Here is a 16,008-nt window from a genome sequence, read left to right as displayed (position 1 = left end):
ATCTTAAATCTTCAGTTCTTTGAGAATCTCAGACATACGCTGCATGTTATTGATACGCATGGGCACCAATGGCAAGCGGAGCACATTCTGAATAAAGCCCATTTCCGAAAGCATGGCCTTTACACCAGCTGGGTTGCCATCTACAAACAGCAGCGAGAAGAGATCGGTAAAACGATGATGGATAGTGCGCGCAGGATCGTACTCGCCACGCATCTGCAAACGGATCATACGCGAGAACTCCTTTGGCAGCGCATTACCAATAACAGAGATAACGCCTACGGCGCCACAGCTAACCATAGGGAATGTAAGCGAATCATCGCCAGAGATTACATCAAAATCAGCAGGTTTGTTTTTGATAATCTCATCAACCTGCTCCAGATTACCACTGGCCTCCTTGATAGCCACGATATTCTGACAGTCGCGAGCCAGGCGAACAGTAGTTGCAGCCTGAAGGTTTACACCTGTACGACCAGGCACATTATAAAGCACAACGGGCAACTGGGTAGCAGCTGCGATGGCTTTAAAGTGCTGGTACAAGCCCTCCTGCGAAGGCTTGTTGTAATAAGGACAAACGCTAAGAATGCCGTCGATGCCCTTGAAGTCGGCTGTTTGTAACTCTTCTACGACAGCAGCGGTGTTGTTGCCGCCGCATCCTATTAATATAGGTACGCGCGCCTGCACGTAGTCTACTACTAAATCCTTAATCTTCTGTTTCTCCTCACGTGTCAGCGTAGGTGTCTCACCTGTTGTAGCGAGGATGCAAAAGAAGTCAGCACCGTTGTTAAGCTGATAGTCAACCAGACGTATCAGCGCATCGTAGTCAACCGAACCGTCTTCCTTGAATGGGGTAATGAGCGCAATGCCCAGACCTTTAAAAATGTTATGTACCATGTATAATTGTGTTGCTATTATTCTGCTTTAAATAAATCTTTGATGCCGCCGATTGAACCAAGGAGGTTAGTGGCCTCATACGGCAGGTAGACGGTCTTTGTCTTGTCGCCCTCTGCAAGTTCCTGCATCATCTGAATATACTTCTGAGCCAGCAGGTAGTTGGCAGGATTGGTGCTCTTACCTACAGCCTGAGTAATCAGCTCAATAGCCTTTGCTTCGGCCTCGGCTTTACGGATACGAGCCTGAGCCTCACCCTCGGCCTGCAGGATAGCCTGCTGCTTAGCAGCTTCGGCCTTGTTAACGATAGCTGTCTTCTCACCTTCAGAAGCCAGAATCTCGGCAGCCTTCTGTCCCTCAGAGGTCAGAATCTGGGCACGCTTATTACGCTCGGCCTGCATCTGCTTCTCCATCGCTGTAAGTACCGAATCTGGAGGTGTGATATCCTGCAGCTCTACGCGATTAACCTTAACGCCCCACTTATCGGTAGCATCATCAAGTACGGCAGAGAGTTTTTTATTGATGGTATCGCGAGATGTCAGCGTCTCGTCGAGCTCCAGCTCACCGATGATGTTACGCAGAGTGGTCTGAGTAAGTTTCTCGATAGCATTGGGCAGGTTATTAATCTCATAGGTAGCCTTGAAAGGATCTACAATCTGGAAATACAGCAGCGCGTTAATCTCTGTCTGTACATTATCTTTTGTAATCACATTCTGCTTTGGAAAATCGTATACCTGTTCACGCAGATCGATGGTGGTAGAGTACATATAGCGTCCGTGATGAAGAACAACTATCGACTTAGCACGATCGATGAACGGAATAATGATGTTGATACCTGGCTGGAGCGTAGCATAGTAACGACCCAGACGTTCGATGATCTTGGTTTCTGACTGAGGAATAATCACAAGTGCCATTTTGGCAAAGATAACCACGCATACCACAATGGCTATCAGGATGTAAGACATTATATCCATTTTTTAATTCTTTAATTTTTAAATTTTTACATTCTCTCCACCGTAATGATGGTTGACGCACGATCCACCACAACAACGTTGGCACCCTCTGGGATGTCGGTCTCGCTCTTGGTTACAGCTTTCCAGATGTCGCCATCTATCTGCACACGTCCGAAACCATCAGCTTGGATAGGCTCTACCACCCTGCCCTGTCGACCCAGCAACGCATCGGCATTACTAATGCGTTTGTCTTCGCCTTTATGCAGATAGCGCTTAGCAAAGGGGCGCACATAAAACAAGCTAACGAGTGTTACAACCGCAAACACCACAATCTGATAATAAGTGCCCGCACCAATAGCTGCCACGATAGCTGCAGGTACAGCTCCGATAGCGAAGCAGATGATGAAGAAATCGCCCGCCGTCAGTTCGAGTATCAGACAGATGAGTGCTACAGCAGCCCATAACTGCCAGAGATGTTGCATGATATAATCAATCATAATCGTTTATTTGTTTACCACTTTCTTCTTATTAATAATATATACGCCCTTAGGCAGACTCTTCAGTTCAGAAGCCTTACCCAGTCTTACGCCACGCATGTCATAAACGTCGGCGTCAGGTGCATCCTGCACGATACCCTGAATGGCTGTATCCTCTAACAAAAGATAGACTGAATCATAGCTGTATGAGAAATACTGTTCACCATTCTCCTCAAAGAGTTCGAAATTAAGCGGGAATATATCATCGCCATTACGCCCATAGAACAGCGGCAGGTAATAATTACCGACCGTAAGATTCTCGAAACTGAATGGAACATCCACAGTTGCGCCAATAGCAATATTAACCGATTTTCCTACAGTAGATATATGCTCAATTTCATTCGGCGCCTTACCGCCATACAATATAATACCAATATTGTTATTATAATCTTCCGAACCGTAATTCGTAATGTGCGCAACACCCTTCAAAACAGTTCCTGTAGATGCTTCATTCCAAACAGAAGAGGATTTCTTTGCACCTTCGACTTCCAGATCCATCACTAATGCCAATCCCGAAACATTAGCCTCGAAACGATAGAGTGAATCTGTGAGCTCACTACTATTACCACTTAAATAGAACACAAATTTACCAGCGCGCTGAGGTGTATATTCGAGCACAACATCGCCCGTCTCACCAGGTTCAAGGTTGGTACCGCCTCCTGTCAAGAGTTGGAACTTATCAGCTCCCTGCTCTAAGCTGGCATTACCATACAGGAACAATGGGGCATTGTTTGTCTTGTTCTTATCTGTTACGTTTACGGTAATTGTTATTGGCTTACCTACTTCACAATTCTCGCTTACAGTTACTGAATTGATAATAAAATTAGAAACGGCAGACACTTCAAATTTTCCGTATGACTTAGTTGTCATTTGATTACCGTTGATTGTCAAATCAATATAACGACAAGTAGCCCCTATAGCCAATTGCCACAAGCTCTTTCCCGACTCTTTACTCAACATTCGTATCTGATAAGTACCATTAGCAAGGTTTTTACCAAAAGCAAAAGTTCCAGTATTAAAAGTTCCTCCATACAAATAATCCAGCGGTTCCCCTATAACATCCTTCAGAGAAATAGAATCAATGATTTCCACTAGTTTATTATCCTTGTACAAAGCATAAGCCAAATCATAGTAACGGGCCCCAGTAGGTCTAGTCATATTACTAACGCCAAGCGTCAACTGGATTTCAGGGAAATTTTCCGATGCAGAATTACGCGTATAGGTTCCTCTATCGCTTTCAATAGCGCATTTATATAAAGACAAACGCATAGATTTTGCAGCAGACTGTTCACCTTTCTCAACACCAACAAGCGCTGACTGGCTGAAAGAATAACCACTTGAGCCAGCATTACCACCCGTATATTGCTTTTCAGGATTCAAGACAGAAATCAGGAAGTAATCATCGCTTGAGCCTCCCCAACCCCAGTTAACATGGAAATAGCCCACACCATCTTTAGCCTGATAGCCATCTAAAATAAAGGCATGACCTACAATTCCCTGACCAGAAGAGGCTGACTGAGCAGAATATAAGACTGGACGATTAGCTGCCAACTCATTATAAACGACTTCATCCCAGCCCTGGGCAGTATAGCATGAACGCTCAGCAACATTCGAGGTTTCAGCATAGCCATATTGGATACGAAGCGCTTCACAAGCATCGTAATCATTGGCACTTGAACTTTCTATACCGTATTTCATGAATACCTTCTCGCCTACGTCAGCCATCAACTTGGCAACTGCTTCAACAGCGTCACCTGTATCATCAGACGAATAGCTCGCCTTCATCGCGTCCCAATTAAATGTACTAGGCCATTTGTGATAATACATAACCTGAGCTAATGCAGTAGCAACACAGCCTGTAGGACAGGTTTCACCTGCCTCTGTAGTACAATACTTATTATAAGGTGCCTGCTGATTCCATTGAGTCTGAATCAGAGGAGAAACATCTGCATGCGTTGGGATAGCAGCACGTGTTTTTACGGTACTGTTCACCGCATAGTTATAAGCCTCGAGCATGGCCTTCATGGCAGGAGGAGCCGTCTGGACATCATAGCTATTCTTCAAGCCATATGCCAGTACCGACGGCAGTTCGTCATCTGCACTAATAACCACAAAACCGCCATCACAATTAAACACATATATACCAGCGCTGTCTCCATCAGCTACGCCTGTTATGGCACGGGTTAACTCAACACTGGCCGCACGGGTTACCTGCGGCATTTTTCCACGCAAGAAATCACTAGCAATTTTACGTGCTGACTGTTCGTCAACAGGTGCTGCCATCGTCAGCAAGAAGCTGAATAGCACCAGGTAGGTTGAGAGTAGATATTTCTTCATAATTGTAACAATTTGATGGTTTTATAGTGCAAAAATAGACATTTTTGTCGAAATAGCAAAGAAAAAACAAATTATTAGCAAATAAAAGCGCGATTTTTCCGTTATTATGTTATAATGATACGCAAATTAAACAAATTCATCATCATATTGGTACTATTGATGAGTACCCTGACAGCAGCCGCCGATGACTTCACCCTGAAGGGGAAAGTGATCGACGAAGATGGGCATGCATTGGAACTTGTAACCATATCGTGCGCCGCCCAGGGAAAGCTAACCATGACTAATCTGAAAGGCGAGTTCAGCATCGGTCTGAGCACAGCCGACTCGGTTGTAGTAAAGTTCACGATGGTGGGCTATGGCGTTAGAAAACGCGTGTTTAAACGCCCCAAAGGCAAAATGACGGTACAGATTGTGATGCATCCGGCAGCAACGCTGAGCGAGGTAACAGTAACGCAACGTCGCCGACAGACATCACAGACAGAACAACTGGACACCAAACACCTGAAACAAACACCTTCAACCACGGGAAATGCGGTCGAGGAGATGATACAGCAGCAGGCGGGTGTATCGAGCCACAACGAGCTGTCATCGCAATATAATGTACGCGGCGGATCGTTCGACGAGAACTCGGTTTATATTAACCAGATTGAGGTATACCGACCTTTATTAATTAGTAGCGGACAGCAGGAAGGTCTGTCGGTCATCAACCCTAATATGGTTGAGAAAATCGGTTTTTCTACAGGCGGATACGAAGCAAAATATGGCGACAAAATGTCGTCGGTACTAGACATCACATACCGACACATAAAAGGCTTTGAGGCCAACGCCACAGCCTCGCTGTTGGGTGCGAGTGGTTTTATCGGTTACGGCAACAGCCGTTTCTCGATGAGTCACGGCATCAGATACAAGACCAACCGCTACCTGCTAAACACATTAGAGACAACAGGAGAATACAAACCAAATTTTCTTGATTATCAGACATATATAAGCTACAACCCAAACAAAAGGTGGAACATAGATTTCATAGGCAATATAGCCGACAATCATTACAACTTTACGCCCAAAGACAGAGAAACAAGTTTCGGTACTATAGCCGATGTCAAGCAGTTTAAAGTATATTTCGACGGGCAGGAAAAGGACCGTTTCAGCACCCTATTCGGCGCACTTGGAATTACACGTAGAATTAGTGATTCAACCAGTATAAAGTTTATTACATCAGCATTCCACACCAAGGAACGCGAAACGTACGACATCGCAGGCCAGTATTGGCTAAACGACACGCAGACACAGGAGAGTTTAGGCGTGGGTACCTATTTGGAGCACGCCCGCAATTATCTGAAGGCAGATGTACTCAGTTTCAAGCTGATAGTCCGCCATCAAACACACCATCACGACATTGAGGCAGGCATTAGCTATAAGACAGAACACATCAAGGAACAGTCACGCGAATACGAGATGCGCGACTCGAGTGGCTACTCCATTCCCCACTCTGCCGACAAGCTGAACCTGATATACACGCTGAATGCCAGGAACGACATCAGAAGCAACAGAATTGAGGCATACATACAAGATGTTTACCGCTGGGTAAAAGGCGACAATTACTTTACGCTGAATTACGGCGTAAGAATTGCCAACTGGAGTTATAACAAGGAAACAACCGTATCACCCAGAGCCTCATTAGCCATCGTACCGGCATTCAATAGCGATCTCACATTCAGATTCGCAACAGGTTTGTATTATCAGGCGCCATTCTACAAAGAGATGCGCGACACCACTACGGTTAACGGCATCACAACAGCCACGCTGAATAGCCATATCAAGAGTCAGCAGTCTATCCATTTCATAGCTGCAGCCGACTACCGCTTCAGGATGCTGAACCGTCCGTTCAAATTTACAGCCGAGGCCTATTACAAAGCGCTTAGCAACCTGATTCCGTATAATGTACAGAACATGAAGATTACCTATTACGGTGAGAATCTTACCAAGGGTTACGCTACAGGTATCGACCTGAAACTGTACGGCGAATTTGTGCCAGGAACCGACTCATGGCTCACCCTCTCGCTGATGAGTACCCGACAGAAATTCAACAACCAATGGATACCCTTACCCACCGACCAACGCTGGGCTTTGAACCTGCATTTTACCGATTATTTCCCTGGAACAGAGCGATGGAAGATGACGCTGCGGCTGGCATTTGCCGACGGTCTGCCCTTTGGTGCGCCACACAGAGGACTGGAACAGCAGCAATTCCGCGCCCCAGCCTACAAACGTGCCGATATCGGTATGAGTTATTGTGCTTTGAAAAACACCAAAGGTATAAAGGGCATCTGGTTGGGTATCGACTGTCTGAACCTGTTCGGCATTTCTAACGTTAACAGCTACTATTGGGTAACCGATGTAACCAACATCCAATGGGCTGTACCCAACTACCTTACAGGTAGACAAATCAACGGAAAAATAAGTATAGAGTTTTAATAAAGTTTAATTATTTAGGGTGTATACTTGTTTTAAGATTATTTTCTGTACCTTTGCAATTCGAAAATATTAATTCTAATTTTTAAGGTTATGAAGATTTCGCACATTGAGCATCTGGGTATTGCCGTCCAGAGCATTGAAGAAAGCCTGCCGTATTTTACTGACGTGCTGGGTCTGGAGTGTTATGCAACAGAAGTAGTTGAGGACCAGAAAGTGAAGACTGCCTTCCTGCGTTGTGGCGAGGTAAAGCTCGAGCTGCTGGAGCCCACATCACCTGAGAGCACCATCCAGAAGTGGCTCGACAAAGGCAACAAGGGTGTACATCATGTAGCTTTCTGTGTTGAGGACGGTGTAGCCAAAGGTCTGGCCGAGGTTTCGGAGAAGGGTGTTCGCCTGATCGACGAGAAACCACGTAAGGGCGCCGAGGGATTGAACATCGCATTCCTGCACCCCAAATCAACCTGCGGTATCCTGACAGAGCTCTGCGAGCACCCTGAGTAATCATAAAGAAAGTATATTCTCAAAATATAAAAAAAGAAATGAGCAAACAATTAGAAAAAATCAAGCAACTCATCGAGAAGCGCGAACAGGCCCGTCTCGGTGGTGGTGAGAAAGCTATTCAGAAACAGCACGACCGTGGTAAGTATACCGCTCGTGAGCGTATTGACATGCTGCTCGACGAGGGTTCGTTCGAAGAGTACGATATGTTTAAGGAGCATCGCTGCCATAACTTCGGTATGGAGAAGAAGCAGTTCCTTGGTGATGGTGTAGTAGCCGGTTCAGGTACTATCGATGGTCGTCTGGTATTCGTCTTCGCACAGGACTTTACAGTACATGCAGGTTCTCTGTCGGAGACTATGAGTCAGAAGATTTGTAAGATTATGGATATGGCCATGAAGATGGGCGCTCCTGTTATTGGTATCAACGATTCGGGTGGTGCACGTATTCAGGAGGGTATCAACTCTCTGGCTGGTTTCGCCGAGATTTTCGAGCGTAACATCCTGGCTTCAGGTGTTATTCCTCAGATTTCAGGTATCTTCGGTCCTTGCGCCGGTGGTTCTGTTTACAGCCCCGCTCTTACCGACTTTACCCTGATGATGGAGGGTACATCATACATGTTCCTCACAGGTCCAAAGGTTGTAAAGACCGTTACCGGCGAGGATATCGACCAGGAGCACCTGGGTGGTGCATCGGTTCACGCTACCAAGTCGGGTGTAACCCACTTCACAGCTAAGACCGAGGAAGAGGGTCTGCAGATGATCAAGACTCTGCTGAGCTACATCCCATCTAATAACATGGAGACAGCTCCTTCGAAGCCTTGCACCGATCCTATCAACCGTATGGAGGACACTCTGAACGAGATTATCCCTGAGAACCCCAACGAGGCATACGATATGTACAAGGTTATCGCTGCTATTACCGATAACGGCGAGTTCTTCGAGGTACAGCCTAAGTTCGCTAAGAACATCATCGTAGGTTTTGCTCGCTTCAACGGTCAGAGCGTAGGTATCGTTGCCAACCAGCCTGCTTGCTACGCTGGTGTGCTCGACGTTAACGCCAGCCGTAAGGGTGCCCGTTTCGTTCGTTTCTGCGACGCCTTCAATATTCCTATCGTATCACTCGTTGACGTTCCAGGATTCCTGCCTGGTACAGGTCAGGAGTACAACGCAGTTATCCTGCACGGTGCTCAGCTGCTCTACGCTTACGGCGAGGCTACCGTGCCCAAGATTACTGTTACTCTGCGTAAGTCGTACGGTGGTTCACACATCGTTATGGGCTCTAAGCAGCTGCATACCGACCTTAACTACGCATGGCCATCAGCCGAGATCGCCGTTATGGGTGCATCGGGTGCTGCTGCCGTACTGTACGCTAAGGAGGCTAAGGCAAAGAAAGAGGCTGGCGAGGACGTTAAGGCATTCATCGCTGAGAAGGAGGACGAGTACAACGAGCTCTTCGCTAATCCTTATCAGGCAGCCAAGTATGGCTACATCGATGATGTTATCGAGCCACGCAACACTCGTTTCCGCATCTGCCGCGGTCTGGCTCAGCTCGCTACCAAGCGCGACTCGCTGCCCGCTAAGAAGCACGGTAACATCCCTATGTAATTGATTATTGATAATTATGAATAATAACGAAGTATATGCTGCAATTGCCCTGGCCCTGCACGAGCATCTGGGAAACAACGTTCACGACGTTGAAACGGGCATTATAACAATTAACGCGCGCCCCACCCAGTGGAACGGCTACGCGCAAACATTCACTCAACATCCCTAAAAATGAAAGAATACAAGTATACCATTAATGGAAACAAGTACGAGGTTGTGGTAGGCGATATTACTGATAACATCGCTACCCTGACCGTTAACGGCGAACAGTATACCGTTGAAATGGAGAAGCAGGCTGAACCTGAGAAGAAGAAGCCCGTAGTTAAGGCTGCCGCAACAGCTGCTGCCGACGATGCTCCTGCAGCCAATAAGGGCGCTGTAAACAAGGCCAATGCCGTAAAGGCTCCTCTGCCAGGTGTTATTACCGACATTCTGGTTGCCGAGGGCGACGAGGTAAAGGCTGGCGATACAGTAGTAGTTCTCGAGGCTATGAAGATGGCCAACAACCTGGCTGCCGAGAAGGATGGTAAGGTTACTGCTATCTGCGTAAAAGTTGGTGAGAGTGTAATGGAGGACGATGCTTTGATCGTTATCGAGTAAGATTACACCTTATTAATAATAAAGAGAAATCCCTGCCAATGTAGTTTGGCAGGGATTACTTTTTGTTATCGGATGCTATCGCTTTACCACGTGCATCTTGTATTTGTCGGTATATTCTATTCGCATCACACGTGTAAAGCCATCGGCAAAAGGCTGAATGGCCAGCGCCACGTGCCCCATGGTGCGACGCAGATTTATCTCAACACATGGGTGCAGCAGGAACCCGTCCTTATCAGCGGTTGATACCAGCATCATATCCACGCCGAACGGTCCACGATACCTATCCTTTAACTTCTGGCCCATATACTGGCAAATTTTTTCTCTAACTTCTGTCAGCAATTCCGCTGGTATATAGCTACTTATCAATTCCTGTTTATCTTCTTCGGTAGCAATCAGATTGCCCGTATAGGCGCCGTTCTTGGTATGAAATAGCGATAAACCCAGATACGTAACCTGACCATTGCCATCGCTCACAAACTCCATACCAAAATCTTTCACCTTATTATAATAAGGCTCTACAACTACACATCCCTGACTCTTGACGATGTTCTTAATCCAGCGCTCCTGATAGTCGTCGAAAGCCGCGGTTAAGAAACGTACCCCTCGCCCACTACTGCTCCAAGGTGCTTTTACCACCACCTTACCATGACACTTCAACTCATCACGAATCTCAAAGATGGTGTCAGCACAACACGAAGTACCTATGCAGCCTGGCTGCTGCAACTGGCGCAGCAAATCTATCGCATGCTTGCGATGCGACAAGTCGCGAATCACATCTATCTGTTCCTCATTAGGCACGGCATCTACGCCCTTACGCTTCAAGAAAGCGCGCAAGGCCAGATCCCAGCCCCAAGGTTCCACATCTGTAATATCCTCGTTAGCCAACTGCGATGCATTAATAAACTTCTTGGGTGTTCCACCCACTTTAGCCCTTAATCGGCCATAAGCCCTCACGGCTGTTTCCACATCATCCACCAGAATCAGGTCGTCGTCGCCAGCCCAAAGTGCGGGCAGGTATCCCAAATCATGTCGCAACTGTCGTCCGGCATGCGGCGCTGTAAAATTTGAGAGGTTTGCAGCCAAAGCAAGGTCGTGTTCTGGATTAAATACGTATAATTTTGCCATTTTATTCAATTTTGGCGCAAAATTACTACTTTTTTTTGAGATTTTGCTAATTAGAGTTTGCAATTTAAGATAAAATGTGTATCTTTGCACCACTTTTTAAAGTACAAAGAAACAAATCAAGCAGGAATGGAAGCTTTTTTCAGGACGCACAGATATCTCGTAGAGCATGTAAATGCACCGGTTCGTCGCATTCTTATGGATGAGATAAACTGGAACGACCGCATGATAGGAATTAAAGGTACACGAGGTGTCGGCAAAACCACTTTTCTACTTCAGTACGCTAAGGAGAATTTTGATGTACTCGACAAGCAATGTCTGTATATCAACATGAACAACTTCTACTTTCAGGGCCAGGGCATCGCCAGCTTTGCAGGCAAGTTCTACAAGCAGGGCGGTCGTGTGCTTCTGATCGACCAGGTGTTTAAGCAGCCCGAATGGAGTAGCGAGCTCCGTAAGTGCTACGACCTGTACCCCAACCTGAAGATTGTGTTCACCGGTTCGAGTGTGATGCGCCTGAAGGACGAGAACCCCGAGCTTAACGGTATCGTAAAGAGCTACAACCTGCGCGGTTTCTCGTTCCGCGAGTTCATCAATCTGATGACGGGCAATAACTTCAAGCCCTACACACTCGAAGAGATTCTGAAGGATCACGAGCATATTATCAAGCAGATCCTGCCTAAGGCATCGCCCAACAAGTATTTCCAGGATTACATTCACCACGGTTTCTACCCCTTCTTCCAGGAGCATCGCAACTACAGCGAGAACCTGCTGAAGACGATGAACATGATGACCGAGGTGGATATTCTGTTGGTAAAGCAGATTGAGCTGAAATACCTTACTAAGATAAAGAAGCTGTTCTACCAGATTGCCGAAGAGGGCGCCTCGAAGGCTCCTAACGTAAGTAAGCTGGCACAGGATATCGAAACCAGTCGCGCCACGGTAATGAACTACATCAAGAATCTTACCGATGCCCGCCTGCTGAATATGATTTATCCCGTTGGTCAGGAGTTTCCCAAGAAACCCACCAAGATAATGCTGCACAACTCAAACCTGATGTACGCCATCTACCCCATCCAGGTAGATAAGCAGGAGGCGATGGAGACATTCTTCGTTAACTCGCTGTGGAAGGATCATAAGGTTAACAGCTGCAGCACGCGCGATGCTAACTACGTGGTAGATGAGAAGCTAAAGTTCCGCGTGATAGATGCCAAGGCAACCGGCAAGCTGCGCACGTCGCCCGACATCATTTATGCGCGTTACAATACCGAGATAGGAAAAGAAAACCAGATACCCTTGTGGCTACTGGGATTCCTATATTAATAATGTAGAGTCTATTAAGTAAAAGTTACACATATAGTTATTCATTTTTTATAGTTATCAAAGACAATGGCTAAAGAAAAGAAGTTTATCACCTGTGATGGAAACGAGGCTGCAGCTCACGTGAGCTATATGTTCTCGGAGGTAGCTGCTATCTACCCCATCACCCCGTCTTCGCCAATGGCGGAGCATGTTGACGAGTGGGCTGCCCGTGGTCGTAAGAACCTGTGGGGCCAGAACGTCTCAGTTCAGGAAATGCAGTCAGAGGCTGGTGCTGCAGGTGCCGTTCACGGTTCTTTGCAGGCTGGTGCCCTTACTACTACCTTCACAGCATCTCAGGGCTTGCTCCTGATGATCCCTAACATGTACAAGATTGCCGGTGAGTTGATTCCTTGCGTATTCGACGTTTCTGCCCGTACGCTGGCTTCACACTCTCTGTGTATCTTTGGCGACCACCAGGACGTAATGGCTTGCCGTCAGACCGGTTTTGCTATGTTCTGCTCAGGTTCAGTTCAGGAGGTTATGGACCTTACCGCTGTTCCTCACCTGGCAACCCTCGAGACTATGGTTCCATTCGTAAACTTCTTCGATGGTTTCCGTACCTCTCACGAGTATCACAAGATTGAGATGATGGACATGGAGGATATCCGTCCTCTGGTTAAGGAAGAGTACATCAAGCGTTTCCGCGATCGTGCTATGAGCCCTGAGCGCCCTGTAACACGCGGTACCGCCGAGAACCCCGAGACCTTCTTCACACACCGCGAGGCTAGCAATCCTTACTACGATGCAGTACCCGAGGTAGTAGAGAAGTACCTGGGCGAGATCTCTAAGATCACCGGCCGTGAGTACCACCTGTTCTCATACTACGGAGCCGAGGATGCCGATCGTATCATCATCCTGATGGGTTCGGCTACCGATGCAGCTCGCGAGGCTATCGACTACCTGAACGCAAACGGTCAGAAGGTTGGTATGATCTCAGTTCACCTGTATCGTCCATTCTCAGTTAAGCACCTGTTGGCTGCTGTTCCTAAGACAGTTAAGAAGATTGCCGTTCTGGATCGTACTAAGGAGCCAGGCGCTAACGGCGAGCCTCTGTACCTCGATGTTAAGGATGCCTTCTTCGATGTTCAGGATCGTCCTGTTATCGTTGGCGGTCGCTACGGTCTTGGTAGCCGCGACACCACACCTGCTCAGATCATCAGCGTGTTCAACAACCTCGCTATGCCCGAGCCAAAGAACCACTTCACAGTTGGTATCGTAGACGATGTAACCTTCACCTCTCTGCCTGAGGTTGAGGAGATCGCCCTGGGTGGTGCTGGCATGTTCCAGGCTAAGTTCTACGGTCTGGGTGCCGATGGTACCGTAGGTGCTAACAAGAACTCAGTTAAGATTATTGGTGACAACACCGACAAGTACTGCCAGGCTTACTTCTCTTACGACTCTAAGAAGTCGGGAGGTTTCACCTGCTCTCACCTGCGTTTCGGTGATACACCTATCCGCTCTACCTATCTGGTAACTACACCTAACTTCGTAGCTTGCCACGTTCAGGCTTACCTGCACATGTACGACGTTACACGTGGTTTGCAGAAGAACGGTCAGTTCCTGCTGAACACTATCTTCGACGCCGACGAGCTGGAGAAGTTCATGCCTAACAAGGTAAAGCGTTACTTCGCACAGAACAACATTACTGTTTATACCATCAACGCTACTAAGATTGCTCAGGAGATTGGTCTTGGTAACCGTACCAACACTATCCTGCAGAGTGCCTTCTTCCGTATTACAGGCGTTATCCCCGTAGAGCTGGCTGTTGAGAAGATGAAGGCTGCTGCCTTGAAGTCTTACGGCGCTAAGGGTCAGGATGTTGTAGATAAGAACTATGCCGCTATCGATCGTGGTGGTGAGTATGTTCAGCTCACAGTTAAGCCTGAGTGGGCTAACCTGCCAGATGATGAGGTTAAGGCCGACGACGCTCCTGCATTCGTTAAGGAGCTGGTACGTCCTATCAACGCTCAGGCCGGTGACCTGCTGAAGGTTTCTGACTTCGTTAAGCACAACACAGTCGACGGTTCATGGGAGGTTGGTACAGCCGCTTACGAGAAGCGTGGTGTTGAGGCCTTCGTTCCTGTTTGGAACAAGGACAACTGTATCCAGTGTAACCAGTGTGCTTACATCTGTCCTCACGCTGCTATCCGTCCATTCGTTCTCGACGACGAGGAGCTGAAGGGCTTCGCAGCTGCTGCCGACACTCTCGAGATGAAGGCTCCTGCCGCTATGAAGGGCATGCACTTCCGCATCGAGACTTCAGTACTCGACTGTCTGGGTTGCGGTAACTGTGCTGATATCTGCCCAGGCAATCCTAAGACTGGTAAGGCTCTTACCATGGCTCCATTCAATCCTGATGCTGCCGATATGGTTCAGGAGGCTAAGAACTGGGAGTACCTGGTTAAGAACGTTAAGAGCAAGCAGAACCTGGTTGACATCAAGAGCAATGTTAAGAACTCACAGTTCGCTCAGCCTCTGTTCGAGTTCTCTGGCGCTTGCTCTGGTTGCGGTGAGACTCCATACGTTAAGCTGATTTCTCAGCTGTTCGGTGATCGTCAGATGATTGCCAACGCTACTGGATGTTCTTCAATCTACTCTGCTTCTATTCCTTCTACACCTTACACCAAGAACGAGAAGGGTCAGGGTCCTGTATTCAACAACTCTCTGTTCGAGGACTTCTGCGAGTTCGGTCTGGGTATGGCTCTTGGTAACAAGAAGATGAAGGAGCGCGTAGCTAAGCTGCTGCAGGAGATGATCGACGGCAACGCTAGCGACGAGTACAAGGCACTTGCTGCTGAGTGGATTGCTAACAAGGACGACGCTGAGAAGACTAAGGAGATTGCTCCACGTCTGCGCGAACTCATCGCCGAGAGCGCTGCTAAGGGCTGTCCTACTTGCAAGGAGCTCCAGACTCTGGATCACTACCTGGTTAAGCGTTCACAGTGGATCATCGGTGGTGACGGTGCCTCTTACGACATCGGTTACGGCGGTCTCGACCACGTGATTGCTTCTGGCGAGGATGTTAACATCCTGGTACTCGATACCGAGGTTTACTCTAACACCGGTGGTCAGGCTTCTAAGGCTACTCCTCTTGGTGCTATCGCACAGTTCGCTGCTCAGGGTAAGCGCATCCGCAAGAAGGATCTGGGTATGATTGCTACCACTTATGGTTATGTATATGTAGCTCAGATTGCTATGGGCGCCGACCACGCACAGACCCTCAAGGCTATCCGCGAGGCTGAGGCTTGGCACGGACCTTCAATCATCATCGCCTACGCTCCATGTATCAACCACGGCTTGAAGGCCAAGGGCGGTATGGGTAAGAGCCAGGCCGAGGAGAAGAAGGCTGTTGAGTGCGGTTACTGGCACCTGTGGCGTTTCAACCCAGCTCTGGCTGAGGAAGGCAAGAACCCATTCTCTCTCGACTCTAAGGAGCCTAACTGGGAGAACTTCCATGACTTCCTGCTTGGCGAGGTTCGCTACCTGAGTGTTAAGAAGGCTTATCCTAACGAGGCCGAGGAGCTCTTCGCTGAGGCTCAGCGCATGGCTCAGCTCCGTTACAAGTCTTACATCCGTAAGAGCCAGGAGAATTGGGAGGACTAATTTTTCCTGAATAGTATATTTAGAGAG

12 protein-coding genes are annotated in these 16,008 nt (G+C 47.7%); 7 read left to right on the top strand and 5 right to left on the bottom strand.

All coding sequences use genetic code 11. The features are described 5' to 3' along the window. Nucleotides 1-3 precede the first annotated feature (3 nt). The 4 genes from dapA to BLU97_RS04340 are packed head-to-tail and all read right to left on the bottom strand — an operon-like array spanning nt 4 to nt 4,714. A complete protein-coding gene (dapA, locus tag BLU97_RS04355) occupies nt 4-891 on the bottom strand; it encodes a 4-hydroxy-tetrahydrodipicolinate synthase (RefSeq protein ID WP_013064109.1) in 888 nt (295 codons plus the stop codon). 17 nt (nt 892-908) lie between these two features. Further along, entirely contained in the window at nt 909-1,862 is a 954-nt protein-coding gene (locus BLU97_RS04350; RefSeq protein WP_013064961.1) for an SPFH domain-containing protein, read from the bottom strand. A 26-nt stretch (nt 1,863-1,888) separates the two neighbouring features. Next, nucleotides 1,889-2,338: an NfeD family protein gene (locus BLU97_RS04345; RefSeq protein WP_074760436.1), complete on the bottom strand. Its 450-nt coding sequence runs from the start codon at nt 2,336-2,338 to the stop codon at nt 1,889-1,891. Between the two features lie 6 nt (nt 2,339-2,344). Next, the gene (locus tag BLU97_RS04340) at nt 2,345-4,714 is read right to left on the bottom strand and encodes a C10 family peptidase (RefSeq protein WP_074760435.1); all 2,370 of its coding nucleotides are present in this window, start codon (nt 4,712-4,714) and stop codon (nt 2,345-2,347) included. A gap of 114 nt (nt 4,715-4,828) precedes the next feature. Here BLU97_RS04340 and BLU97_RS04335 point away from each other — a divergent pair, with 114 nt between their 5' ends. The 5 genes from BLU97_RS04335 to BLU97_RS04320 all read left to right on the top strand — a co-directional run bounded on the left by BLU97_RS04335 (nt 4,829) and on the right by BLU97_RS04320 (nt 9,894). Beyond that, entirely contained in the window at nt 4,829-7,189 is a 2,361-nt protein-coding gene (locus tag BLU97_RS04335; RefSeq protein WP_074760434.1) for a TonB-dependent receptor, read from the top strand. 90 nt (nt 7,190-7,279) lie between these two features. After that, nucleotides 7,280-7,690, top strand: a complete 411-nt coding sequence (gene mce, locus BLU97_RS04330) for a methylmalonyl-CoA epimerase (protein ID WP_013064811.1) — start codon at nt 7,280-7,282, stop codon at nt 7,688-7,690. Between the two features lie 38 nt (nt 7,691-7,728). Beyond that, nucleotides 7,729-9,294 (top strand): acyl-CoA carboxylase subunit beta, encoded by a 1,566-nt coding sequence (locus BLU97_RS04325; protein ID WP_028908505.1) that lies wholly within the window; start codon nt 7,729-7,731, stop codon nt 9,292-9,294. Between the two features lie 16 nt (nt 9,295-9,310). Then, on the top strand, nt 9,311-9,463 hold the full coding sequence (locus tag BLU97_RS15925; protein WP_175456302.1) for a hypothetical protein: 153 nt from the start codon (nt 9,311-9,313) through the stop codon (nt 9,461-9,463). 2 nt (nt 9,464-9,465) lie between these two features. Further along, nucleotides 9,466-9,894, top strand: coding sequence for a biotin/lipoyl-containing protein (locus BLU97_RS04320; protein ID WP_028908504.1), 429 nt, complete (start codon nt 9,466-9,468; stop codon nt 9,892-9,894). 75 nt (nt 9,895-9,969) lie between these two features. Here the strand turns inward: BLU97_RS04320 and BLU97_RS04315 are convergent, their stop codons facing one another. Next, nucleotides 9,970-11,019, bottom strand: coding sequence for a hypothetical protein (locus BLU97_RS04315; protein WP_074760433.1), 1,050 nt, complete (start codon nt 11,017-11,019; stop codon nt 9,970-9,972). Between the two features lie 126 nt (nt 11,020-11,145). Between BLU97_RS04315 and BLU97_RS04310 the strand changes: the two genes are divergently transcribed. Then, nucleotides 11,146-12,339, top strand: coding sequence for an ATP-binding protein (locus BLU97_RS04310; RefSeq protein ID WP_074760432.1), 1,194 nt, complete (start codon nt 11,146-11,148; stop codon nt 12,337-12,339). Between the two features lie 66 nt (nt 12,340-12,405). Next, nucleotides 12,406-15,981, top strand: a complete 3,576-nt coding sequence (gene nifJ / locus BLU97_RS04305) for a pyruvate:ferredoxin (flavodoxin) oxidoreductase (RefSeq protein ID WP_074760431.1) — start codon at nt 12,406-12,408, stop codon at nt 15,979-15,981. The last annotated feature ends 27 nt before the right edge of the window (nt 15,982-16,008 follow it).

It is taken from the genome of Xylanibacter ruminicola (genome assembly GCF_900107775.1).
Taxonomy (GTDB): Bacteria; Bacteroidota; Bacteroidia; order Bacteroidales; family Bacteroidaceae; genus Prevotella; species Prevotella ruminicola_C.
Note: the sequence above shows the minus strand (reverse complement) of the source record. Positions and strands in the feature narration are given on the sequence as shown.